Raw genomic sequence first — 21,700 nt, 5'->3', positions numbered from 1 at the left:
ACATTGGATTTGGGTGTACACAAAATCTGTGACCAACCGAGAATCCTGTGGGAGCGAGCTTGCTCGCGATGCTCTTGCTTTAAGAGACCTGATTCAGGTCGTTATTCCTTGTCTCTTTCAGGCACAGCACAGCTATCAAACTGAGCAACGCTGCCACTGACACATACCCGCCCACCCAACTCAAGCCGCCCATCGCCACCAGCTTCTGCGCGAAGAACGGTGCCGCCGAAGCGCCAACAATGCCGCCCAGGTTGTAGGCCGCCGACGCGCCGGTATAACGCACGCGGGTGGGGAACAGTTCTGGCAGCAGCGCACCCATCGGGGCGAACGTCACGCCCATCAGAAACAGCTCGATACACAGGAACAGCGCCACGCCCCATGTCGTACCGTGGGTCAGCAGCGGTTCCATGGTGAAGCCCGAGAGAATCGCCAGCACGCCACCGATGATCAGCACCGGTTTACGCCCGAAACGGTCACTGGCCCAGGCCGACAGCGGTGTGGCGGCGGCCATGAACAGCACGGCGAAGCACAGCAGGCCGAGGAAGGTTTCGCGGCTGTAACCCAGGGTCGAAACACCGTAACTCAGGGAAAACACCGTCGAGATGTAGAACAGCGCATAGCAGACCACCATCGCCGCCGCACCCAGCAGCATCGGTGCCCAGTATTGGCTGAACAGCTCGACCAGCGGGATTTTCACCCGTTCCTGACGCGCGATCGCGTTGGCGAATACCGGGGTTTCGTGCAGTTTCAAGCGTACATACAGGCCGACCATCACCAGTATGGCGCTGAGCAGGAACGGGATCCGCCAGCCCCAAGCGCGGAACTGCTCGTCGTTCAGAGTCATGGCGAGGGTCAGGAACAGACCGTTAGCGGCGAGAAAACCGATCGAAGGGCCGAGTTGCGGGAACATGCCGAACCAGGCGCGTTTACCCTTTGGCGCGTTCTCGGTCGCGAGCAAGGCCGCGCCGCCCCATTCGCCGCCCAGCCCAAGGCCTTGGCCGAAGCGCAGCACACACAGCAGGATCGGCGCCCAGGCGCCAATGCTGTCGTAACCCGGCAGCACGCCGATCAGCGTGGTGCAGACGCCCATCAGCAGCAAGGAGGCGACCAGGGTTGATTTGCGCCCGATACGGTCACCGAAGTGGCCGAACAGCGCCGAACCTATGGGGCGAGCGAGGAAGGCGATGCCGAAGGTCAGAAAGGCCGAGAGCATCTGGGCGGTGCCGGACGTCTGCGGAAAGAACACCGGGCCGATCACCAGTGCGGCGGCCGTGGCGTAGACGTAGAAGTCGTAGAACTCGATGGCGGTGCCGATGAAACTGGCCGTCGCAACCCGCGTGGTGGAGTTCGTCGGTTGGGCAGGCGCAGCGTCGCTGTAAATCGTGCTGGTAGTCATACGGTAATCCCTGACAGTCATGTGCTCCGGTGGAGCGAATTATTATGGTCGAACACCCAGGGATGTGGGTTTTACAGCGGTTTCGCCGCCGAACGCAGGCTTGTGGCCTCGCCAACGGCTACGTGCCAGATCAACACCCGGCTGACGCGGTTGTCTTCGGTTTCGAGGATTTCCAGGCGATAACGCCCGATTTTCAGGCAGACCGCGCTTTCGGGAATGGTTTCCAGCGCCTCGGTGACCAGCCCGTTAAGAGTTTTCGGGCCGTCGCTCGGCAGGTGCCAGCCAAGGCTCTTGTTCAACTCGCGAATGGAGGCTGCACCTTCGATCACCAGCCGACCATCGGCCTGCGGGTGAATGTGCGGGTTGTCGAGGCTGTGCTGGCTTTCGAATTCGCCGACGATTTCTTCGAGAATGTCTTCCAGGGTGACGATGCCTTCTACTTCACCGTATTCGTCGACCACCATCCCCAAACGGCGCTGCTGCTTGTGAAAGTTCAGCAGTTGCAGTTGCAGTGGAGTGCTTTCCGGGACGAAGTAAGGTTCGTGACACGCCGCCAGCAAGGCTTCTTTGGTCAGGCTGGCATCAGGCAGCAAATGGCGGATCTGCCGGGTATTGAGCACCGCTTCGACCTGGTTGATATCACTGTGAAACACCGGCAGGCGCGTGCGTTTGTTGGCGCGCAGCTGTTCGATGATTTCCTCGATCGAATCGTCCAGATTGATCCCGTCGACTTCACTGCGCGGCACCAGAATGTCGTTGACGGTAATGTTGTCCAGCGCGTGAATGCCCGACAGCGCGTGTGGACGGCAGGCCGCGTGTTCGTGTTCGTGGTCGGTGCCGTTGTGCTGAGGGGCCGGTGGCTCGTCTTCGCTTTGCTGGACGACCTTGACCTTGCGTGCGAACGGCTTGAGCAGCAATTGGCTGATACTGCTGAGCAGCCACGCGGCCGGGTAAAGAATTTTCAGCGGCACGCCGAGCAGGGTGTTGCCCAGCGCCAGGATCGCGTCGGGGTATCGGCTGGCGAGGGTGCGTGGCAGGTAGTCGGCAAACACCAGTAACGCAGCGGCAGCGCTCAGGCAGGCCAGCCACGGACCGTTTTCAGCCCAGCCAAAAATCGCCAGCAGCGTGCTGATGACCACCACCAGCGCGCGGCACACGGTATTGCAGAAAATCAGGCTGTTGAGCGGGAAGCCGAGTTTCGCGACGGGTTTGTCGCGAGAGCGCGAGGCGGTGCGCTGGGCCAACAGATGTTGTTGTGCGGCTTCGATGGCGGTGAACAGCCCTGACCATAAGATCAGTAGGGCCAGCACGGCGAGCAGCGGCCCTATGGGCAGGTTATCCATTACGAATGCCCGTCAGATGTGCAGGATGAATTCGCGGACCAGCTTGCTGCCGAAATAGGCCAGCATCAGCAGGCAGAAACCGGCGAGGGTCCAGCGAATGGCTTTGTGGCCGCGCCAGCCCAGACGATTGCGCCCCCACAGCAATACACTGAAGACGATCCAGGCCAGGCACGCCAGCAGGGTTTTATGCACCAGATGCTGGGCGAACAGGTTTTCGACGAACAGCCAGCCGGATATCAGCGACAGCGACAGCAGGGTCCAGCCGGCCCAGAGGAAGCCGAACAGCAGGCTTTCCATGGTTTGCAGCGGCGGAAAATTCTTGATCAGCCCGGACGGGTGCTTGTGCTTGAGCTGGTGGTCCTGGACCAACAGCAGCAAGGCCTGGAACACCGCGATGGTAAACATGCCGTAGGCGAGGATCGACAACAGGATGTGCGCGAGAATCCCCGGCTCTTCGTCGATCACCTGCACCGTGCCCGACGGCGCGAACTGCGCCAGCAGCACCGTGGCCATTCCCAGCGGGAATAGCAGCACCAGCAGGTTTTCCACCGGGATCCGTGAGCAGGCCAGCAGCGTCAGCGCAATCACGGCGGCGGCGATCAGGCTGGCGGCACTGAAAAAGTCCAGGCCCAGGCCAATCGGCGTCATCAGGTGGGTGAACAGGCTCGCGCTGTGGGCCAGCACGGCAAGGATGCCGAGCGAGACCAGCAGGCGTTTGTTCGCCTTGGCGCCTTGGGCCAGGCGAGTGCCTTGATAGAGAGTCGCAGCGGCGTACAAGCAAGCGGCGGCGAGGGAGCTGAGCAAACTGGGTGACAAGGGGAGCATAAATCCTGTTAGGCAAGCCCGAAAGAGGCTGAGTTTGGCATACAACCGACATCGCACGAAAGACCACTCAACCAGACGGCGGGTGTGCGCCAGACGCAGTCTTCGCTATAATCCGCGACCTGCCCACGCCGCAGGCTCGCCGAGCACATGTTTTTCACGGTCTGGGCCGCCATTACCTCGGTCTCCATAGGGCCTGAAAGGATCGCGCATGTTTGAAAACTTAACCGACCGTCTCTCGCAGACGCTGCGCCATGTCACCGGCAAGGCCAAGCTGACCGAGGACAATATCAAAGACACCCTGCGCGAAGTGCGCATGGCGCTGCTCGAAGCCGACGTCGCCTTGCCGGTGGTCAAAGACTTCGTCAATTCGGTCAAGGAGCGCGCTGTCGGCACCGAGGTGTCGCGCAGCCTGACGCCGGGCCAGGCCTTCGTGAAGATCGTCCAGGCCGAACTCGAAAGCCTGATGGGCGCGGCCAACGAAGATTTGAACCTGAGCGCCGTGCCGCCGGCCGTCATTTTGATGGCCGGTCTGCAAGGTGCCGGTAAAACCACCACCGCTGGCAAACTGGCGCGCTTCCTTAAAGAGCGCAAGAAGAAGTCGGTCATGGTGGTGTCGGCGGACGTTTACCGTCCGGCCGCGATCAAGCAGCTGGAAACCCTGGCCAACGACATCGGCGTGACGTTCTTCCCGTCCGACCTGAGCCAGAAGCCGGTCGACATCGCCGAAGCGGCCATTAAAGAAGCAAGACTGAAATTCATCGACGTGGTCATCGTCGATACCGCCGGTCGTCTGCACATCGACGAAGAGATGATGGGCGAGATCAAGGCCCTGCACGCGGCGATCAAGCCGGTCGAAACGCTGTTTGTGGTCGACGCCATGACCGGCCAGGACGCCGCCAACACGGCCAAGGCCTTTGGCGAGGCATTGCCGCTGACCGGCGTGATCCTGACCAAGGTCGACGGTGATGCCCGTGGCGGTGCCGCGCTGTCGGTGCGTGCGATCACTGGCAAGCCGATCAAGTTCATCGGCATGGGCGAGAAAACCGAAGCCCTCGAGCCGTTCCACCCTGAGCGGATCGCCTCGCGCATCCTTGGCATGGGCGACGTGCTCAGCCTGATCGAACAGGCTGAAGCGACCCTCGACAAGGACAAGGCCGACAAACTGGCCAAGAAGCTGAAGAAAGGCAAAGGCTTCGACCTCGAAGACTTCCGCGATCAGCTGCAACAAATGAAGAACATGGGCGGCCTCGGCGGGCTCATGGACAAACTGCCGAACATCGGCGGGGTGAATCTGGCGCAAATGGGCAATGCCCAGGGTGCGGCAGAGAAGCAATTCAAGCAGATGGAAGCCATCATCAACTCCATGACCCCGGCCGAGCGCCGCGACCCGGAGCTGATCAGCGGTTCGCGCAAGCGTCGGATCGCCATGGGTTCCGGCACCCAGGTGCAGGACATCGGTCGCTTGATCAAGCAGCACAAGCAGATGCAGAAGATGATGAAGAAGTTCTCCGCCAAAGGCGGAATGGCCAAAATGATGCGCGGCATGGGCGGTATGTTGCCCGGCGGCGGCATGCCGAAAATGTAAAAGATTCGCGTCGGCAGTCATGTCGGCGCGGCCCCACACGGACGTGGGACCAACAGCAAGCCCGCATTGGCGGGAGCTGACTCGCCGTTGTTCGCAACGGCTCTATAGCAAATCTGGATGGCACACTGACAGGTGCCGGAAAAAGACATTTGCAAAAGTCCGGATATTCCTTAGAATATGCGGCCTTTCGGGCACCTATGCCCGCTGTGCATTTAGATTTGCAGCACCGACTACAGGAACTATGTTCACATGCTAACAATCCGTCTTGCCCTTGGCGGCTCCAAAAAGCGCCCGTTCTACCACTTGACCGTGACCGACAGCCGCAACCCACGCGACGGTTCGCACAAAGAACAAGTTGGTTTCTTCAACCCGATCGCTCGTGGTCAAGAAGTCCGCCTGTCCGTGAACCAAGAGCGCGTAGCCTACTGGCTGAGCGTTGGTGCACAACCTTCTGAGCGTGTTGCTCAGTTGTTGAAGGATGCATCTAAGGCTGCGGCCTGAGCAATATGAACGCGACGCCAGCTATTGCTGATGATTTGATCGTTATCGGCAAGATTTATTCTGTTCATGGCGTTCGCGGCGAAGTGAAGGTTTACTCCTTTACTGATCCGACTGAAAACCTGTTGCACTACAAAACCTGGACGCTCAAGCGCGAAGGCAGCGTTAAACAGGTTGAGCTGGTCAGCGGACGCGGGAACGACAAGTTCCTGGTCGCGAAGCTCAAAGGTCTTGATGATCGTGAAGAAGCTCGTCTTCTGGCCGGTTATGAGATCTGCGTGCCGCGCAACCTGTTCCCTGAATTGACCGACGGCGAGTACTACTGGTACCAGCTGGAAGGTCTGAAGGTTATTGACCAACTCGGGCAATTGCTCGGGAAGATCGATCATCTTCTGGAAACCGGCGCCAATGATGTAATGGTGGTCAAGCCTTGCGCTGGCAGCCTGGATGATCGCGAACGCCTGTTGCCCTATACGGAGCAATGCGTGTTGGTTGTCGACCTTGCCGCAGGCGAGATGAAGGTGGAATGGGATGCGGACTTCTAAGCGTGGCTAACTTGCGCGTAGAAGTGATCAGTTTGTTTCCCGAGATGTTCTCCGCCATCAGCGAGTACGGCATCACCAGTCGTGCGGTGAAGCAGGGGCTGTTGCAGCTTACCTGTTGGAATCCGCGAGACTACACGACGGATCGACATCACACTGTGGACGATCGCCCATTTGGCGGTGGCCCGGGCATGGTGATGAAGATCAAGCCCCTGGAAGATGCTCTGGTTCAGGCCAAGGCAGCAGCCGGGGAGGCGGCGAAGGTAATTTACCTGTCGCCCCAAGGCCGCCAACTGACTCAGTCGGCGGTACGCGAGTTGGCGAATCTGGATGCATTGATCCTGATTGCCGGCCGCTATGAAGGCATTGACGAGCGTTTTATTGAGGCTCATGTCGATGAAGAGTGGTCGATTGGCGACTATGTACTGTCTGGCGGCGAGCTGCCGGCGATGGTCCTGATCGATGCGGTTACACGACTGCTGCCTGGAGCTTTAGGGCATGCGGACTCCGCCGAGGAAGATTCCTTTACGGATGGTTTGCTGGATTGCCCGCACTACACCCGACCTGAGGTGTATGCGGATCAGCGTGTTCCCGACGTGTTGCTGAGTGGCAATCACGCGCATATCCGGCGTTGGCGTTTACAGCAGTCCCTTGGTAGGACCTTTGAACGACGCGCCGATCTTCTGGAAAGCCGCTCGCTTTCTGGAGAAGAGAAGAAGCTGCTCGAGGAATACATCCGCGAGCGGGACGATAGTTAACAACGTATCGATGGTAGATCCGACGATTTACCTTAGGAGCACAGCATGACTAACAAAATCATCCTTGCACTCGAAGCAGAGCAGATGACCAAAGAGATCCCTACCTTTGCCCCGGGCGACACCATTGTCGTTCAGGTGAAAGTGAAGGAAGGCGACCGTTCGCGTCTGCAAGCGTTCGAAGGCGTCGTTATCGCCAAGCGTAACCGTGGTGTGAACAGTGCTTTCACTGTTCGTAAAATCTCCAACGGTGTTGGCGTAGAGCGTACTTTCCAGACCTACAGCCCGCAAATCGACAGCATGGCTGTCAAGCGTCGCGGTGACGTACGTAAAGCCAAGCTGTACTACCTGCGTGACCTGTCGGGTAAAGCAGCTCGCATCAAGGAAAAACTGGCTTAAGTCCAGCTTCCGATGCAGAAAAAAGCAGCCTACGGGCTGCTTTTTTGTTGCCTGCGATTTGTGGTTCCGCGAACGCGTGGGCTATGAAAGACTGTTCGCCACCTTCCAGTTGTTGTCTGTCTTGCTTGAGCCTTTATGCCCGCCATCGATCATCCACTGATAGACCAGTTTCTCGACGCCCTGTGGCTGGAGAAAGGCCTGTCGGATAACACCCGTGACGCCTATCGCAGTGACCTGGCCCTGTTCAACGGCTGGTTGCAGGAAAAGGGTCTGGAACTGGTCAACGCCGGGCGCGAGTTGATCCTCGATCACCTGGCCTGGCGCCTCGAACAAAACTACAAGCCTCGTTCTACTGCACGGTTTCTTTCGGGTGTGCGTGGGTTCTATCGCTATTTGCTGCGCGAAAAGCTGATTGCCGTTGACCCGACATTGCGTGTCGACATGCCGCAACTCGGCAGGCCATTGCCCAAGTCACTGTCGGAAGCGGACGTGGAAGCCTTGCTTGCTGCACCGGATCTGAGCGAAGCAATCGGCCAGCGTGATCGCGCCATGCTGGAAGTTTTGTACGCCTGCGGCCTGCGGGTCACCGAGCTGATCAGCCTGACGCTGGAGCAGATCAATCTGCGTCAGGGCGTGCTGCGGGTCATGGGCAAGGGCAGCAAGGAGCGACTGGTGCCGATGGGCGAGGAGGCGATCGTCTGGGTCGAGCGTTACATGCGTGATGCGCGCAGCGAATTGCTTGGCGGGCGGCCCAGCGATGTGCTGTTCCCGAGCCTTCGCGGTGAGCAGATGACTCGCCAGACCTTCTGGCATCGCATCAAGCACCAGGCCAAAGTCGCCGGGATCGGCAAGTCTCTGTCACCGCACACCTTGCGCCACGCCTTCGCCACCCATCTGCTCAACCACGGCGCCGATTTGCGTGTGGTGCAGATGCTGCTCGGTCATAGCGACCTGTCGACCACCCAGATCTACACCCACGTTGCGCGCGCCCGTTTGCAAGACCTGCACGCCAAGCACCATCCGAGGGGCTGATTGCTGTTTTGCTTTATGTGGGAGCGAGCTTGCTCGCGATAGCTATCTGCCAGTCACATCAATGCTGGATGTGCCACCGCAATCGCGAGCAAGCTCGCTCCCACAAAGGGCTTGTGTTTCCCATGATGTCTTGTGTCAGCTCCATTCGGCCACGCGGGCCTTATGTGGTAGGCTTTGGGGGTTTGCACGATGGGCGGTTATGACCCGGTGTTTCATTACGGGCGTTCTAGCCGACCCATTTGTCCGCCTTCAGGAGTTCTCATGCGTCTGACCCAGATTTTCGCCGCCGCAGCCATTGCGTTGGTCAGCACCTTTGCCGTCGCCGATGATGCGGCTGATAAAGCCATTCGTAAAAGCCTGGAAACCCTCCAGCTCGACACTCCGATCGAGTCCATCAGTGCCAGCCCGCTGGCCGGTCTCTACGAAGTCAAACTCAAGGGCAGCCGCGTGCTGTACGCCAGCGCCGACGGCCAGTACATCGTTCAGGGCTACCTGTTCCAGCTCAAGGACGGCAAACCGGTCAACCTGACCGAGAAGGCCGAGCGTCTGGGCATCTCCAAGTTGATCAACGGTATTCCGGTCGCTGAAACCGTGGTTTACCCGGCGATTGGCGAAACCAAGACCCACATCACCGTGTTCACCGACACCACCTGCCCGTACTGCCACAAATTGCACGCCGAAGTGCCTGCATTGAACAAAATGGGCATCGAAGTGCGTTATGTTGCTTTCCCGCGCCAGGGCCTCGGCTCGCCGGGTGACGAGCAACTGCAAGCCGTCTGGTGTTCCACTGACAAAAAAGCCGCGATGGACAAAATGGTCGATGGCAAGGAAATCAAGGCTGCCAAGTGCGCCAACCCGGTTTCCAAGCAGTTCGCCCTGGGTCAGTCGATCGGCGTGAACGGTACACCGGCCATCGTTTTGGCCGATGGCCAAGTGATTCCGGGCTACCAGCCAGCACCACAAGTCGCCAAACTGGCACTGGGTGCGAAATAATCCTGCGTCGTCACGGTAAGCCTTTGACGATCATGGAGCGGCGACAGCAGTCGACGTTCCATTAATAGAGAGCCGCACAGCGTGCGGCTGTTTTCCACGGCCGACCTTGAGTCGGCCGTTTTATGGGGAGTTCACAGTGAAACCGGTCAAAGTAGGCATCTGTGGGTTAGGGACCGTCGGTGGCGGTACCTTCAACGTACTTCAGCGCAACGCCGAGGAAATTGCTCGTCGTGCCGGGCGTGGAATCGAAGTGGCACAAATTGCCATGCGCACGCCAAAGCCTCAGTTCCAGACGACCGGTATTGCGATTACCAACGATGTCTTCGAAGTGGCCACGAACCCTGAGATCGACATCGTCATAGAGTTGATGGGCGGCTACACCGTTGCCCGTGAGCTGGTACTCAAAGCGATCGAGAACGGAAAACACGTAGTAACCGCGAACAAGGCGCTGATCGCCGTTCACGGCAACGAAATCTTCGCCAAGGCCCGCGAGAAGGGCGTTATCGTCGCTTTCGAAGCCGCAGTGGCCGGTGGTATTCCGGTGATCAAGGCGATTCGTGAAGGCCTGTCGGCCAACCGCATCAACTGGGTCGCCGGCATCATCAACGGCACCGGCAACTTCATCCTCACCGAAATGCGTGAGAAGGGCCGCACCTTCGAAGACGTACTCGCCGAGGCGCAAGCCCTGGGTTACGCCGAAGCCGATCCGACCTTCGACGTCGAAGGCATCGACGCGGCGCACAAGCTGACGATCCTGGCATCGATCGCTTTCGGTATCCCGCTGCAATTCGACAAGGCCTACACCGAAGGCATCACCAAGCTGACCACCGCTGACGTGAACTACGCCGAAGCCCTGGGCTATCGCATCAAGCACCTGGGCGTGGCACGCAGCACCGCCAGCGGCATCGAACTGCGCGTACACCCGACGTTGATCCCGGCTGATCGTCTGATCGCCAACGTCAATGGCGTGATGAACGCGGTGATGGTCAACGGCGACGCCGCCGGTTCGACGCTGTTCTACGGCGCTGGCGCTGGCATGGAACCTACGGCTTCGTCGGTGATCGCGGACCTGGTGGATGTGGTTCGCGCCATGACCTCCGACCCGGAAAACCGTGTACCGCACCTGGCCTTCCAGCCGGATTCGCTGTCGGCCCACCCGATCCTGCCGATCGAAGCCTGCGAAAGCGCTTACTACCTGCGCATTCAGGCCAAGGATCATCCGGGCGTGCTGGCTCAGGTAGCGAGCATCCTGTCGGAGCGCGGCATCAACATCGAATCGATCATGCAGAAAGAAGTCGAAGAGCATGACGGTCTGGTGCCGATGATCCTGCTGACTCACCGTGTGCTGGAACAGCACATGAACGACGCGATCGCCGCCCTCGAAGCGTTGGCTGGCGTGGTCGGTCCGGTCGTACGGATCCGCGTCGAGCACTTGAATTAATTCAGCTGCAAGTTACAAGCTGCAAGCTGCAAGCCAAAGCCACGGCGCTTTTAACTTGTAGCTTGAAGCTTGCAGCCCAAACCGAAGGTTTGCCCTTATGCGCTATATCAGTACCCGCGGCCAGGCACCGGCCCTGAATTTCGAAGACGTTCTGTTGGCAGGTCTGGCCAGCGACGGCGGCCTGTACGTGCCGGAAAACCTGCCGCGTTTCACCCAGGAAGAAATCGCTTCCTGGGCTGGCCTGCCATACCACGAGCTGGCTTTCCGGGTGATGCGCCCGTTTGTCACTGGCAGCATTCCTGACGCCGACTTCAAGAAAATCCTCGAAGAAACTTACGGTGTGTTCTCCCACAACGCCGTGGCGCCGTTGCGCCAGCTGAATGGCAACGAATGGGTGCTGGAGCTGTTCCACGGCCCGACCCTGGCGTTCAAGGATTTCGCCCTGCAATTGCTCGGTCGTCTGCTCGACTACGTGCTGGAAAAACGCGGTGAGCGCGTAGTGATTGTCGGCGCCACCTCGGGTGATACCGGTTCGGCCGCCATCGAAGGCTGCAAGCACTGCGAAAACGTCGACATCTTCATCCTGCACCCGCACAACCGTGTGTCTGAAGTGCAGCGTCGGCAGATGACCACCATTTTTGGTGAGAACATCCACAACATCGCCATCGAAGGCAACTTCGATGACTGCCAGGAAATGGTCAAGGCCAGCTTCGCCGACCAGAGCTTCCTCAAAGGCACGCGTCTGGTGGCGGTGAACTCGATCAACTGGGCGCGGATCATGGCCCAGATCGTCTACTACTTCCACGCAGCCCTGCAGTTGGGCGGCCCGGCGCGTTCGGTGTCGTTCTCGGTGCCAACCGGCAACTTCGGCGACATCTTCGCTGGCTACCTGGCACGCAACATGGGCCTGCCGATCAACCAGTTGATCGTCGCCACCAACCGCAACGACATCCTGCATCGCTTCATGAGCGGCAATCAGTACGTCAAGGAAACCCTGCACGCGACCCTGTCGCCGTCGATGGACATCATGGTTTCCTCGAACTTCGAGCGCCTGCTGTTCGACCTGCACGGTCGCAACGGTGCCGCGATTGCAGGCCTGATGGACACCTTCAAGCAAGGTGGCGGTTTCAGCGTCGAGCAAGAGCGCTGGACCGAAGCGCGCAAACTCTTCGATTCGCTGGCCGTGGATGACGCGCAAACCTGCGAGACCATCGCTGAAGTCTTCGAACAAACTGGTGAACTGCTCGATCCGCATACCGCCATCGGCGTCAAGGCTGCGCGTGAGTGCCGGCGTAGCCTGGATATTCCGATGGTGATTCTGGGAACGGCCCATCCGGTCAAATTCCCCGAGGCCGTCGAAAAAGCCGGCGTAGGAAAAGCGCTTGAACTGCCAGCCCATCTTTCTGATTTGTTTGAGCGAGATGAGCGCTGCACAGTTTTGCCAAACGACCTGAAAGCCGTGCAGGCCTTTGTCAGTCAGCATGGCAACCGCGGCAAGCCACTCTGACAGGATTTACCTGTCACATTTTGAAGCCCGTCTCCTGACGGGCTTTCTCATTTCTGCATGGCACACTTGTCGTCGTTTCACCCCTCAAGGATGGGTGAGTGGACGTGAAGGAAGTGGGCATGTGGTTTTTTAATGGATTAAAGCCGGCCGTGTGCTGGATGTTTTTATTGAGTGCCATGGGGCTGGGGCACTGTGCATTGGCGGCTCAACTCGGCGCTTTGGACGTAAGGCCTCCCGTCAGTCATGACAGTCTCAAGCTTGAGGCTCACGAGCTCAAATGGATCGCCGAGCACCGGCGAGTGATCGTCGCGTCGGTGCAGTTCCCGTTGTACTTGTTCAAGGATGAGCACGGTCAATGGAGCGGTCTGAACAACGACATTCTCCAACGCCTTTCGCGGATGACCGGGTTGGAGTTTGTTCATGAAGAGTCGTTCTCGACCGAACACCTGCTCGGGCTGCTGGAAAGTGGCAGGGCAGACATGAACACGACACTGGCGGTGAACGACGAACGCAAAGGCTTTCTGGATTTCAGCCATGCCTTTGGTGGGGCTGGCTGGGTGTTCGTCGGGCGGGCCGGAGCCGCTTCGGTCGATTCGTTGGAGGACCTTTCAGGCAAGGTTCTGGTGCTACCGGCCAGGCATGCGCTGGAGGCCGGCATCCGCCGTGACTATCCACAAATCGAGCTGCGCTCGGTCAAAACCTACGCCGAGGCACGCGCCTTGGTCGAAAGCGCCGAAGCCGACGTCACCATTGAAAATGAAATGGGCGCCCACCTGTACCCTGCAGGCCGGCTGGCGATCGGCCCAAGTATCGAAGGTATGTGGGAGGCCGACCATCTCGCACTGCGCAAAGGGCAACCACAGCTGTTGAACATTCTCAACAAGGCGCTCGAGGCTTTTCCTCCGGCAGAGTTGCGGGCGATCCGTTCGAAGTGGCTCAGCGGTATGGTGCCCAGTCAGCCGCTATCGTTGTGGCAGCGGTTTTACCAGTGGGGTTGCTGGGGAGTATTTTTTGCGGGTCTCTTCGGACTGATTTCACTGCTGTGGAACCAGCGTCTGAGCATGCAGATCAAGCAACGACTGAAAGCCGAGCAAAGGCTTGGTGACCAACTGGCGTTCCAGCATGCCTTGATGGATGCCATGCCCGATCCGGTGTTTGTACGGGATCTGGAGGGGCGGTTGATCATGTGCAACAAGAGCTATGAAGAGCACCTGTCGACCCGCTTCGACCAGATGCAGGGAAAACGCCTGATAGAGGTCGACGTTTTGCCTGCCTCGACGGCCGAGCTTCTGCACGCGGAAATCATGGATCAACTCAGCAGTCGGAAAACCCGATTTACCGAGCGCCAACTGACGTTCAAAAGTGGTGTGAGGGATGTTTATCAGTGGACGGTGCCGTTTTATAGCGCCGAGGGTTTGCTGCGAGGTGTCGTGGGCGGCTGGACCGATACCCATGGCCGTCAGCGTTATGAGCCTGACTGACGCGGTTAACCTGCTGTTTTTTTCTTGTCATCTTTTCCATGCATGCTCTGACGACTCAGGGTAAAGCGACATACCGTCAGTTGAGTTCAGAACTTTCTTCTCGGGCCAGTGGTCATTTACCACGCCCTTGGCACTTTGTTTTCGGACTATTGAGTGGTGATCGAGATGGAAAGTATCAGCCTATTGCTGGATGAGGCATTGAGCCCGTATCAGGTAACACTGACCCCGTCAGGTGCCCATGGCGAATGCCTGGTGACATTGAAGAGTACCGCTGGCGCCATCGTGGTCGAGCGTGAGTTCAATCAGGCGCAGTTCACGGATAAACGGCTGCTGACAGATGTTGTCGACGGATTGCACCGCGACTTGTTGATCGCCGAAGGACGGCTGGAGCCCAGCGTGATTGCGGCTCTGCGCAATGTTGCGCAAGACAAGGGTCTTGCTGTCGGAAACTGAATTGTTTTTTTGTGGGAACCTTCCCGCTTTCAGGTCAGTCAGACCCTGTATCAGCAAGATCAAGCATTCTGCTCCGTTGCTTGTCGCTTGTTGTACGGGTCCTTGTAGGCCACGTTTAACCCCGAGTCGTCTCCCCACTTCTCGGGGTTTCTTTTGCCTGGCGTTTGGTCAGGGCGTTTCATCCTGGAAAAACGTCTTGGCGTCTTCCAGATACTCGCTGCGCATTTGCGGATCGAGCCATTGGGCATAAAATTCGATCAGCCGGTTCTGCCTTAGCTCGCGCAATGTCTTGTTGATACGGCTGATGGCCTGACGACCCTGCGCGGTATCCGAGCACGCAATATGGGTGGTCTGGTACTTGTCCGTGCCGCGAATCGGGTAGAACTCCAGTTCGTCGAGCGAAATGCCTTGCTGTCGCGCCTGATAACGGATCTCCGGCCAATACCCCAACAACGCAGTCAAGCGACCCAGGCGCTGCATTTGCAGCAGACTGCCAAGGGCGTCGTTGCCGTAATGGGCTGACAGACTGTTGCTCGGTGCCTGTTGCAGCAGGCGGTCAACGACCTGGCCGTAACTGCGCTCGGCGACCACCCCGAGTTTTTTCTCTTCGTGAGCCAGCAGCAGCGCCAGATCGACCTTGTTGTCGATGATGAAGGGGGCAAGCGCTTTGCGGTCCGCATGGCGTATCACGATTCCGTTGCTAAGGACTCGATAGGCCGCGATGGAATAGACGATCCGTTTTGCCCGTTCCGGGCTCCACAGCAACGAAGGATCGCAGGTGAAGCTGGGCTCCAGGAGCATTTGCATGCCACGTGCGCGGTTGACCTGCAAAGTGCTGTGTTGGTACTCGGGCATGCTGGCGATCAACAGCGGCAAAAACCGGTCGATCACGCCCTGGTTTTTTTGCGGCCCGTCGAAAATCGTCAGCGGTGGCAAATCCCGTAATAGCCAGATCAGCGTGTCCTTGGCTTGAGCGGCCGTGGGCATTGCCAGCAGGCATAAAAGCGTTGCGCCCAAACCCAGCACACGCAACTGCTGCGCCACACACCGGCGAATCGCTGACAATCCTTTCAGTTTAGATAGCCCCATCGGCACGCAGTCGCGCGATCTGTTGCGCGTCATAGCCGAGCTCGCTCAACACCTCTACGTTATGTTCACCCAGCTCGGCGCCGACCCATTCGCAAGCGCCTGGCGTCTCCGAAAGTTTTGGCACGATGCCCGGCATCTTGAAGTCTTTGCCGTCGGGCAGCTTGGCTTGCAGGAACATTTCCCGCGCGAGAAATTGTGGATCGCTGAACATGTCTTCGGCACTGAAGATGCGGCTTGCCGGTACTTCAGCCAGGTTCAACTGCTCGATCACGGCATCCAGTGGCAACGAACTGACCCACCGATCAATCACGCCATACAGCTCATCGCGACGGCTATCGCGGCCGTCGTTGCTGGCAAGCAGAGGATCGTTGGCCAGGTCGTCGCGGCCGATGGTCTGCATGAAGCGCTTGAAGATCGCATCGCCGTTGGCGCCGATCTGCACGTGTTTGCCGTCGGCGCTGGTGTGGATGGAGGAGGGCGTGATGCCGGGCATGATGTTGCCGGTGCGCTCGCGGATAAAGCCGAACACATCGAACTCCGGGACCATGCTTTCCATCATGGCGAAGATCGCTTCGTACAACGCCACGTCCACCACCTGACCCTGACCGCCATTGACCTCGCGGTGACGCAGGGCCATCAACGCACCAATCACGCCCCACAACGCGGCAATCGAGTCACCGATGGAAATCCCGGTGCGTACTGGCGGTCGATCCTCGAACCCGGTGATGTAACGCAAACCGCCCATGGATTCGCCGACCGCACCGAAGCCCGGTTGATCCTTCATCGGCCCGGTTTGCCCAAAGCCCGATAGACGGACCATCACCAGTTTCGGGTTCAGCGCATGCAGGACGTCCCAACCCAGGCCCAGTTTCTCCAGCACGCCAGGGCGGAAGTTTTCGATGAGGATGTCGGCTTCACCGAGTAGCTGCTTGAGGATCGCCAGGCCGTCAGGGTGCTTGAGGTTCAGCGTCAGGGATTTCTTGTTGCGCGCCTGGACGAACCACCACAGCGAGGTGCCTTCGTAGAGTTTGCGCCACTTGCGCAATGGGTCACCGCCATCCGGAGATTCGATCTTGATCACTTCGGCGCCGAACTCGGCACAAATACGCGAGGCGAAGGGGCCAGCGATCAAAGTACCGAGTTCGATGATTTTCAGGCCGGCAAGGGGCTTGGCGGTGAGCGGCATGGTCAATCCTGTAGGACAAAGGCTGAGCGAGTAGATCGTTTTATCATAGGCAGGAGCTCATCGCCCACGCTTGATGGCCGTCATGATTCGTTGATTGACCCCGGCATCGGTTAGACTTGCCGCCTTTCCTCGTATCAAGAAGCCCGTTCATGGCCCAGCCGTCCACGACCTACAAGTTTGAATTGAACCTCACTGACCTCGATCGTGGGGTGTATGAAAGCGTCAAGCAGACCATCGCCCGTCACCCTTCGGAGACCGAGGAGCGCATGACCGTGCGGCTGTTGGCCTATGCCTTCTGGTACGACGAGCAATTGTCCTTTGGTCGCGGTCTGTCGGATGTCGATGAACCAGCACTGTGGGAAAAGAGCCTGGATGACCGCGTCCTGCACTGGATCGAAGTCGGCCAGCCAGACGCCGACCGCCTGACCTGGTGCTCGCGTCGTACCGAGCGCACCAGCCTGTTGGCCTACGGCAGCCTGCGCGTCTGGGAAACCAAAGTGATCCCGGCGATCAAAAACCTGAAAAACGTGCACATCGCGGCTGTTCCTCAAGAAGTCCTCGAGACCCTGGCCAAGGACATGCCCCGCGTTATCAAGTGGGACGTGATGATCAGCGAAGGGACGATTTTCGTCACCGACGACCGTGGTCAGCATGAAGTCCAGTTGCAGTGGCTGAGCGGCGAGCGCGGCTGATTTTTCAGCGCTGGATCGCGTCACCCGGTTTTATCCTACGTTTTCAAGAGAAGCACCTGTCATCTCATGCGCATCGAACCTCGCCTGCTACCCGCTACCCTGCCGTTTCTCGGTGATTTGCCACCGCTACTGACTCGCCTGTATGCAGCGCGGGGCGTGCAGTCCGAGGCCGAGCTGGACAAGAGCCTGGCGCGCTTGATCCCGTATCAACAGCTCAAGGGCATCGAGGCGGCGGTGGATTTGCTGGTGGTCGCGCTGGAACAGCGTCAGCGGATTCTGATCGTCGGCGACTTCGACGCCGATGGCGCGACCGCCAGTACCGTCGGCATGCTGGGGTTGCGTCTGCTCGGCGCGGCTCACGTCGATTATCTGGTGCCCAATCGATTCGAGTACGGCTACGGCCTGACCCCGGAAATCGTCGCGGTGGCGCTGGAGCGCCAGCCGCAGTTGTTGATCACCGTGGACAACGGCATATCCAGCGTCGAGGGCGTGACGGCGGCGAAAAAGGCCGGGCTCAAGGTCTTGGTCACCGATCACCATTTGCCCGGTGACGAACTGCCGTTGGCCGATGCCATCGTCAATCCGAACCAGCCAGGATGTGAGTTCCCGAGCAAGGCGCTGGCCGGTGTCGGGGTGATTTTCTATGTGCTGATGGCGTTGCGTGCACGCCTGCGTAGCCTGGGCTGGTACGAGAGCAAGCCGCAGCCCAACATTGGTGAATTGCTGGATCTGGTGGCGCTGGGCAGCGTCGCCGACGTGGTGCCCCTGGATGCCAACAACCGGATCCTGGTGCATCAGGGCCTGGAGCGGATTCGCGCTGGCCGGGCTCGGCCGGGCATCAAGGCGATCCTTGAAGTGGCCAAGCGCGATCACTCGCGCATCACCTCGACCGATCTGGGGTTCATCCTCGGCCCGCGCCTGAATGCGGCGGGACGTCTGGACGACATGAGCCTGGGCATCGAATGCCTGCTCACCGAAGACGCAGGCGCCGCCCGTGAAATGGCCGCGCAACTGGACGGCATGAATCAGGATCGCAAATCCATTGAGCAAGGCATGCAGCGCGAAGCGTTGGCCCAGCTCAAGGACTTGCCGCTGGAGTCGATGCCATTCGGCTTGTGCCTGTTCGATCCCGAGTGGCACCAGGGCGTCATCGGGATCCTCGCGTCCCGTATGAAAGAGCGCTATTTCCGTCCGACCATCGCCTTTGCCGACGCCGGTGACGGCATGCTCAAGGGCTCGGGACGTTCAGTGCAGGGCTTTCATATTCGTGATGCCTTGAGTGTGGTGGCGGCGCAGCACCCGACGCTGATCAGCAAGTACGGTGGTCACGCCATGGCGGCGGGGCTGACGCTACCGGAAGCGAATTTTCCGTTGTTCGCCGAGGCCTTTGACGCTGAAGTCCGTCGGCAAATGCGTGAAGAAGACCTGACCGGGCGGTTGCTGTCGGATGGCACCCTGGCGGTCGAAGAGTTTCACCTGGAATTGGCCCGCGCCCTGCGCCATGCCGGCCCATGGGGCCAACACTTCCCGGAGCCGTTGTTTCACGGGGTGTTCCAATTGGTCGAGCAGCGAGTGGTCGGTGAACGCCACCTCAAGGTGGTGCTGAAAAGCGAATGTGGTTCGGTGAAACTCGACGGCATTGCCTTTGGCATCGACCGCGATGTCTGGCCGAACCCGACCATTCGCTGGGTCGAGCTGGCCTACAAGCTCGACGTCAATGAGTTCCGCGGCCAGGAAACCGTCCAGTTGATGATTGCCCATATCGAACCGCGCTGAAAAAAAACCTGCAGGGGCACGCCATTCCTCTGTAGGAGCTGCCGCAGGCTGCGATCTCTTGACCTTCGGCGTTCATACCAATGCCAAAAGATCGCAGGCTTCGCCAGCTCCTACAGGTGCCCGTCATTCCTGCGATCTTTTCTTGAACCCTCCCTGATCCGCCGATGTCGACTAGGCTCTAATCACTGCTTGATTGGCCTTGTGACGTTTTGTCGAATTTTTTACCCGCGGGGGCGGGTGCTGCATCCTTTCCTGTCACTCGTCGACTTTTCAAACAGAACCCTGGAGCCTGCCCACTGATTTGAGAGGTGCCCCATGAGTCTGCTGCTTGAACCGTACACCCTTCGTCAATTGACCCTGCTCAACCGCATCGCGGTGTCGCCGATGTGCCAATACTCCAGCGTCGATGGGCTGGCCAATGACTGGCATCTGGTACACCTCGGCAGCCGTGCCGTGGGCGGGGCCGGTCTGATATTTACCGAAGCCACGGCAGTCACTGCCGAGGGGCGGATCACCGCTCAGGACCTGGGCCTGTGGAACGACGAACAGATCGAACCGCTGCAACGCATCACCCGGTTTATCACTGCCCAAGGCGCGGTCGCCGGTATTCAACTGGCCCATGCCGGCCGCAAGGCCAGCACTCACCGGCCATGGCTGGGCAAGCATGGCAGCGTCAAGCTGGTGGATGGCGGCTGGACCCCGGTTGGCCCCTCACCGATTGCCTTCGACCCCGAACACACACCACCTACGCAATTGACCGAGGCGCAAATCGCCGAAGTGATTCAGGCGTTCGTCGAGTCGGCCAAACGTGCACTGACCGCAGGCTTCAAAGTGGTCGAAGTGCATGCCGCTCACGGCTATCTGCTGCATCAGTTTCTGTCGCCGTTGAGCAATCAGCGTCGTGATCAGTACGGCGGTTCTTTCGAAAATCGCATTCGGTTGGTGCTGCAAGTGACCGAGGCGGTGCGCGCGGTCTGGCCGGAAGAGTTGCCACTGTTCGTTCGTGTATCGGCCACCGATTGGGTCGAGGATGGCTGGAACCCGGATGAAACCGTGGAGCTGGCGCGGCGTCTGAAAGCACTGGGGGTCGATCTGATCGATGTGTCGTCCGGTGGCACTGCGGCGAATGCGGAGATTCCTACCGGGCCGGGTTATCAGACGCGTTTTGCCGAGCGCGTGCGCAAGGAGTCGGGAATTGCCACCGGCACTGTCGGATTGATTACCGAACCTGCGCAGGCCGAACACATTCTGCGCACCTGCCAGGCTGACATCATCCTGCTGGCTCGTGAGCTATTGCGTGACCCGTACTGGCCGTTGCACGCCGACGATGACCTGGGCGGACACAAGGCCATCTGGCCGGCGCAGTATCAACGGGCAACGAGCCGCGATCAGCCGATCCATGAGTCAGATTTGCGTGACTGATCCGCGCCGTGCAAACCAATAAAAAACGCCGCTTTCCCATTGAGGGACAAGCGGCGTTTTTTATGGAATGAACACACCGCACGGCCGGTGGGTTTTGTGCGTCATACGAGAGCACACAAAGGCTCTCGCGACGACAAAGGGTCGGGTTTACCGATCCAGTTTGGTGCTAGAAGTGACCGCCTTGCTCAAGCCCTTTGTATTGTGATCGCCTGGCGTGGTGGCCGAGATCGCAGTGGCTTTGGTCAGTCCGTGCGTGGTTTTGGAATGTGCAATCCCGGACGTCGCCACGCCATGTACTTTACTGTCATGACGAGCGAGGCCAGTGTGATGGCCTTTGATGCCGTGGTCCCTGACTGCGCGACCGGCATGATCGCTTTCCTGACCTTCCTTAAGACCACTTAGGCCATGGTCCCTGACCGCTCGGCCGTCATGATCGGCTTCTTTACCTTCAGCACGGCCATTGCTGCCAGCATCAGCAGAATGACCTTCTGCGCGGCCGCCATTGCCGATGCCGCCGCCGTGACCTGCGCCGTTGCCGCTGCTACCACCACCGCCGCTACCACCACCGTTGCCACCACTACCGTTACCGCCACCGTGGCTTCCACCATCTTTTGCATAAGCGAAGCTCACAGGGAGTAAAGGTGCTGCAGCCAGCATCATTACGCAGGACATAACAGCGACTAGGTTCGATTTCTTTAAAAGCATGATTGCTTCCATAGATCAGGGTAGGTTTGTATCAACTAGGACGTCTATCACGGTCTATAGTTCTCAGGCTCCCGACGGAAGGCACCACGGCAAGAGGATCACGGCAAGAGGATCACGGATATGACGACGCGTTCAGTTGTAGCTTTTTTGACAAGTTTCACGCTTTTGTGTGGCTCAACGGCTCTGTACGCAGATCCTGGCAATGGGAACGGCAACCCGCACGGTAACGGGAACAAAGGCAACAAATCCCAGAACTATCAGCAGGGGGGTGGATACAGAGGCCCGCAGGTCGACGTGGGCGGTGTTCGAGTCATCGTCGGTAACAGTCGTGATTATTGGTCGCCTGGCCCAGCGCTACCGCCAGGCATTCAAAAGAAGATTGCCCAAGGAAAACCTCTGCCGCCAGGAATCGCCAAAAAGCTGGACGGCAGGATGCTGGAAAGACTGCCTCGTTATGAGGGCTATGAATGGCAGCAAGTCGGGACAGACCTGATCCTGGTGACCCTCGCAACCGGACTTATTTATCAGGTCCTGCATAACGTGGTGGACTGAGTTTTCGGCTGCGAGACGATAGAACGAA

At 59.0% G+C, this 21,700-nt stretch carries 21 protein-coding genes; 15 read left to right on the top strand and 6 right to left on the bottom strand.

Going from position 1 to position 21,700, the window contains the following annotated elements:
- Window positions 1-79 precede the first annotated feature (79 nt).
- The 3 genes from AC1RKH_RS13195 to AC1RKH_RS13185 all read right to left on the bottom strand — a co-directional run bounded on the left by AC1RKH_RS13195 (window position 80) and on the right by AC1RKH_RS13185 (window position 3,564).
- Window positions 80-1,396, bottom strand: coding sequence for an MFS transporter (locus AC1RKH_RS13195; RefSeq protein ID WP_493062366.1), 1,317 nt, complete (start codon window positions 1,394-1,396; stop codon window positions 80-82).
- Window positions 1,397-1,467: 71 nt separating this feature from the next.
- Window positions 1,468-2,739 carry a transporter associated domain-containing protein gene (locus AC1RKH_RS13190; RefSeq protein WP_493062365.1) on the bottom strand — a complete coding sequence of 424 codons (1,272 nt, stop codon included), beginning with the start codon at window positions 2,737-2,739 and terminating at the stop codon, window positions 1,468-1,470.
- A 12-nt stretch (window positions 2,740-2,751) separates the two neighbouring features.
- A complete protein-coding gene (locus AC1RKH_RS13185; RefSeq protein WP_493062364.1) occupies window positions 2,752-3,564 on the bottom strand; it encodes a cytochrome C assembly family protein in 813 nt (270 codons plus the stop codon).
- A 208-nt stretch (window positions 3,565-3,772) separates the two neighbouring features.
- On the opposite strand from AC1RKH_RS13185, the gene ffh reads away from it, so the two are divergent.
- The 11 genes from ffh to AC1RKH_RS13130 all read left to right on the top strand — a co-directional run bounded on the left by ffh (window position 3,773) and on the right by AC1RKH_RS13130 (window position 14,250).
- The gene (gene ffh, locus AC1RKH_RS13180) at window positions 3,773-5,149 is read left to right on the top strand and encodes a signal recognition particle protein (RefSeq protein WP_493062363.1); all 1,377 of its coding nucleotides are present in this window, start codon (window positions 3,773-3,775) and stop codon (window positions 5,147-5,149) included.
- Window positions 5,150-5,398: 249 nt separating this feature from the next.
- Complete coding sequence (gene rpsP / locus AC1RKH_RS13175) at window positions 5,399-5,650, top strand: 30S ribosomal protein S16 (RefSeq protein WP_003209587.1); 252 nt, start codon at window positions 5,399-5,401, stop codon at window positions 5,648-5,650.
- Between the two features lie 5 nt (window positions 5,651-5,655).
- Window positions 5,656-6,192 (top strand): ribosome maturation factor RimM, encoded by a 537-nt coding sequence (gene rimM, locus AC1RKH_RS13170; RefSeq protein WP_493062362.1) that lies wholly within the window; start codon window positions 5,656-5,658, stop codon window positions 6,190-6,192.
- Window positions 6,174-6,947 (top strand): tRNA (guanosine(37)-N1)-methyltransferase TrmD, encoded by a 774-nt coding sequence (trmD, locus tag AC1RKH_RS13165; RefSeq protein ID WP_154503229.1) that lies wholly within the window; start codon window positions 6,174-6,176, stop codon window positions 6,945-6,947. The genes rimM and trmD overlap by 19 nt, the downstream gene beginning before the upstream one ends.
- A gap of 45 nt (window positions 6,948-6,992) precedes the next feature.
- Window positions 6,993-7,343, top strand: a complete 351-nt coding sequence (gene rplS / locus AC1RKH_RS13160) for a 50S ribosomal protein L19 (RefSeq protein WP_003175895.1) — start codon at window positions 6,993-6,995, stop codon at window positions 7,341-7,343.
- Window positions 7,344-7,478: 135 nt separating this feature from the next.
- Window positions 7,479-8,375: a site-specific tyrosine recombinase XerD gene (xerD, locus tag AC1RKH_RS13155; protein ID WP_123428643.1), complete on the top strand. Its 897-nt coding sequence runs from the start codon at window positions 7,479-7,481 to the stop codon at window positions 8,373-8,375.
- Window positions 8,376-8,636: 261 nt separating this feature from the next.
- On the top strand, window positions 8,637-9,368 hold the full coding sequence (locus AC1RKH_RS13150) for a DsbC family protein (protein WP_123428641.1): 732 nt from the start codon (window positions 8,637-8,639) through the stop codon (window positions 9,366-9,368).
- Window positions 9,369-9,504: 136 nt separating this feature from the next.
- Window positions 9,505-10,809: a homoserine dehydrogenase gene (locus AC1RKH_RS13145; protein WP_010462982.1), complete on the top strand. Its 1,305-nt coding sequence runs from the start codon at window positions 9,505-9,507 to the stop codon at window positions 10,807-10,809.
- A 97-nt stretch (window positions 10,810-10,906) separates the two neighbouring features.
- Complete coding sequence (gene thrC / locus AC1RKH_RS13140) at window positions 10,907-12,316, top strand: threonine synthase (protein WP_493062361.1); 1,410 nt, start codon at window positions 10,907-10,909, stop codon at window positions 12,314-12,316.
- Between the two features lie 119 nt (window positions 12,317-12,435).
- Entirely contained in the window at window positions 12,436-13,797 is a 1,362-nt protein-coding gene (locus AC1RKH_RS13135; RefSeq protein WP_493062360.1) for a transporter substrate-binding domain-containing protein, read from the top strand.
- 165 nt (window positions 13,798-13,962) lie between these two features.
- On the top strand, window positions 13,963-14,250 hold the full coding sequence (locus AC1RKH_RS13130) for a DUF3509 domain-containing protein (protein WP_493062359.1): 288 nt from the start codon (window positions 13,963-13,965) through the stop codon (window positions 14,248-14,250).
- A gap of 168 nt (window positions 14,251-14,418) precedes the next feature.
- Here AC1RKH_RS13130 and AC1RKH_RS13125 read toward each other — a convergent pair whose 3' ends face one another.
- Together AC1RKH_RS13125 and AC1RKH_RS13120 are read right to left on the bottom strand one after the other, a co-directional pair.
- Entirely contained in the window at window positions 14,419-15,372 is a 954-nt protein-coding gene (locus tag AC1RKH_RS13125; RefSeq protein ID WP_493062358.1) for a TIGR02285 family protein, read from the bottom strand.
- A complete protein-coding gene (locus AC1RKH_RS13120) occupies window positions 15,326-16,525 on the bottom strand; it encodes a CaiB/BaiF CoA transferase family protein (protein WP_493062357.1) in 1,200 nt (399 codons plus the stop codon). The genes AC1RKH_RS13125 and AC1RKH_RS13120 overlap by 47 nt, the downstream gene beginning before the upstream one ends.
- Before the next feature lie 149 nt (window positions 16,526-16,674).
- On the opposite strand from AC1RKH_RS13120, the gene AC1RKH_RS13115 reads away from it, so the two are divergent.
- From AC1RKH_RS13115 to AC1RKH_RS13105, 3 genes are all read left to right on the top strand, one after another.
- Window positions 16,675-17,217 (top strand): YaeQ family protein, encoded by a 543-nt coding sequence (locus AC1RKH_RS13115; protein ID WP_493062356.1) that lies wholly within the window; start codon window positions 16,675-16,677, stop codon window positions 17,215-17,217.
- Between the two features lie 66 nt (window positions 17,218-17,283).
- Complete coding sequence (recJ, locus tag AC1RKH_RS13110) at window positions 17,284-18,993, top strand: single-stranded-DNA-specific exonuclease RecJ (RefSeq protein ID WP_493062355.1); 1,710 nt, start codon at window positions 17,284-17,286, stop codon at window positions 18,991-18,993.
- A 315-nt stretch (window positions 18,994-19,308) separates the two neighbouring features.
- The gene (locus AC1RKH_RS13105; protein ID WP_493062354.1) at window positions 19,309-20,415 is read left to right on the top strand and encodes an NADH:flavin oxidoreductase/NADH oxidase; all 1,107 of its coding nucleotides are present in this window, start codon (window positions 19,309-19,311) and stop codon (window positions 20,413-20,415) included.
- A gap of 147 nt (window positions 20,416-20,562) precedes the next feature.
- Here the strand turns inward: AC1RKH_RS13105 and AC1RKH_RS13100 are convergent, their stop codons facing one another.
- Window positions 20,563-21,120 carry a hypothetical protein gene (locus AC1RKH_RS13100; RefSeq protein WP_493062353.1) on the bottom strand — a complete coding sequence of 186 codons (558 nt, stop codon included), beginning with the start codon at window positions 21,118-21,120 and terminating at the stop codon, window positions 20,563-20,565.
- A 120-nt stretch (window positions 21,121-21,240) separates the two neighbouring features.
- Here AC1RKH_RS13100 and AC1RKH_RS13095 point away from each other — a divergent pair, with 120 nt between their 5' ends.
- Window positions 21,241-21,672, top strand: a complete 432-nt coding sequence (locus AC1RKH_RS13095; protein WP_493062352.1) for an anti-virulence regulator CigR family protein — start codon at window positions 21,241-21,243, stop codon at window positions 21,670-21,672.
- Window positions 21,673-21,700: the final 28 nt, after the last annotated feature.

It is taken from the genome of Pseudomonas sp. GW822-FHT06B12, assembly GCF_058799675.1.
Note: the sequence above shows the minus strand (reverse complement) of the source record. Positions and strands in the feature narration are given on the sequence as shown.

Coding starts and splice junctions, on each gene's coding strand:
- AC1RKH_RS13135 (WP_493062360.1), top strand. CDS start 12,436: ATGTGGTTTTTTAATGGATTAAAGCCGGCCGTGTGCTGGATGTTTTTA.
- ffh (WP_493062363.1), top strand. CDS start 3,773: ATGTTTGAAAACTTAACCGACCGTCTCTCGCAGACGCTGCGCCATGTC.
- AC1RKH_RS13190 (WP_493062365.1), bottom strand. CDS start 2,739: ATGGATAACCTGCCCATAGGGCCGCTGCTCGCCGTGCTGGCCCTACTG.
- AC1RKH_RS13195 (WP_493062366.1), bottom strand. CDS start 1,396: ATGACTACCAGCACGATTTACAGCGACGCTGCGCCTGCCCAACCGACG.
- AC1RKH_RS13100 (WP_493062353.1), bottom strand. CDS start 21,120: ATGCTTTTAAAGAAATCGAACCTAGTCGCTGTTATGTCCTGCGTAATG.
- AC1RKH_RS13120 (WP_493062357.1), bottom strand. CDS start 16,525: ATGCCGCTCACCGCCAAGCCCCTTGCCGGCCTGAAAATCATCGAACTC.
- AC1RKH_RS13130 (WP_493062359.1), top strand. CDS start 13,963: ATGGAAAGTATCAGCCTATTGCTGGATGAGGCATTGAGCCCGTATCAG.
- AC1RKH_RS13115 (WP_493062356.1), top strand. CDS start 16,675: ATGGCCCAGCCGTCCACGACCTACAAGTTTGAATTGAACCTCACTGAC.
- AC1RKH_RS13105 (WP_493062354.1), top strand. CDS start 19,309: ATGAGTCTGCTGCTTGAACCGTACACCCTTCGTCAATTGACCCTGCTC.
- AC1RKH_RS13185 (WP_493062364.1), bottom strand. CDS start 3,564: ATGCTCCCCTTGTCACCCAGTTTGCTCAGCTCCCTCGCCGCCGCTTGC.
- thrC (WP_493062361.1), top strand. CDS start 10,907: ATGCGCTATATCAGTACCCGCGGCCAGGCACCGGCCCTGAATTTCGAA.
- AC1RKH_RS13095 (WP_493062352.1), top strand. CDS start 21,241: ATGACGACGCGTTCAGTTGTAGCTTTTTTGACAAGTTTCACGCTTTTG.
- rimM (WP_493062362.1), top strand. CDS start 5,656: ATGAACGCGACGCCAGCTATTGCTGATGATTTGATCGTTATCGGCAAG.
- rpsP (WP_003209587.1), top strand. CDS start 5,399: ATGCTAACAATCCGTCTTGCCCTTGGCGGCTCCAAAAAGCGCCCGTTC.
- recJ (WP_493062355.1), top strand. CDS start 17,284: ATGCGCATCGAACCTCGCCTGCTACCCGCTACCCTGCCGTTTCTCGGT.
- AC1RKH_RS13150 (WP_123428641.1), top strand. CDS start 8,637: ATGCGTCTGACCCAGATTTTCGCCGCCGCAGCCATTGCGTTGGTCAGC.
- xerD (WP_123428643.1), top strand. CDS start 7,479: ATGCCCGCCATCGATCATCCACTGATAGACCAGTTTCTCGACGCCCTG.
- AC1RKH_RS13125 (WP_493062358.1), bottom strand. CDS start 15,372: ATGACGCGCAACAGATCGCGCGACTGCGTGCCGATGGGGCTATCTAAA.
- trmD (WP_154503229.1), top strand. CDS start 6,174: ATGGGATGCGGACTTCTAAGCGTGGCTAACTTGCGCGTAGAAGTGATC.
- rplS (WP_003175895.1), top strand. CDS start 6,993: ATGACTAACAAAATCATCCTTGCACTCGAAGCAGAGCAGATGACCAAA.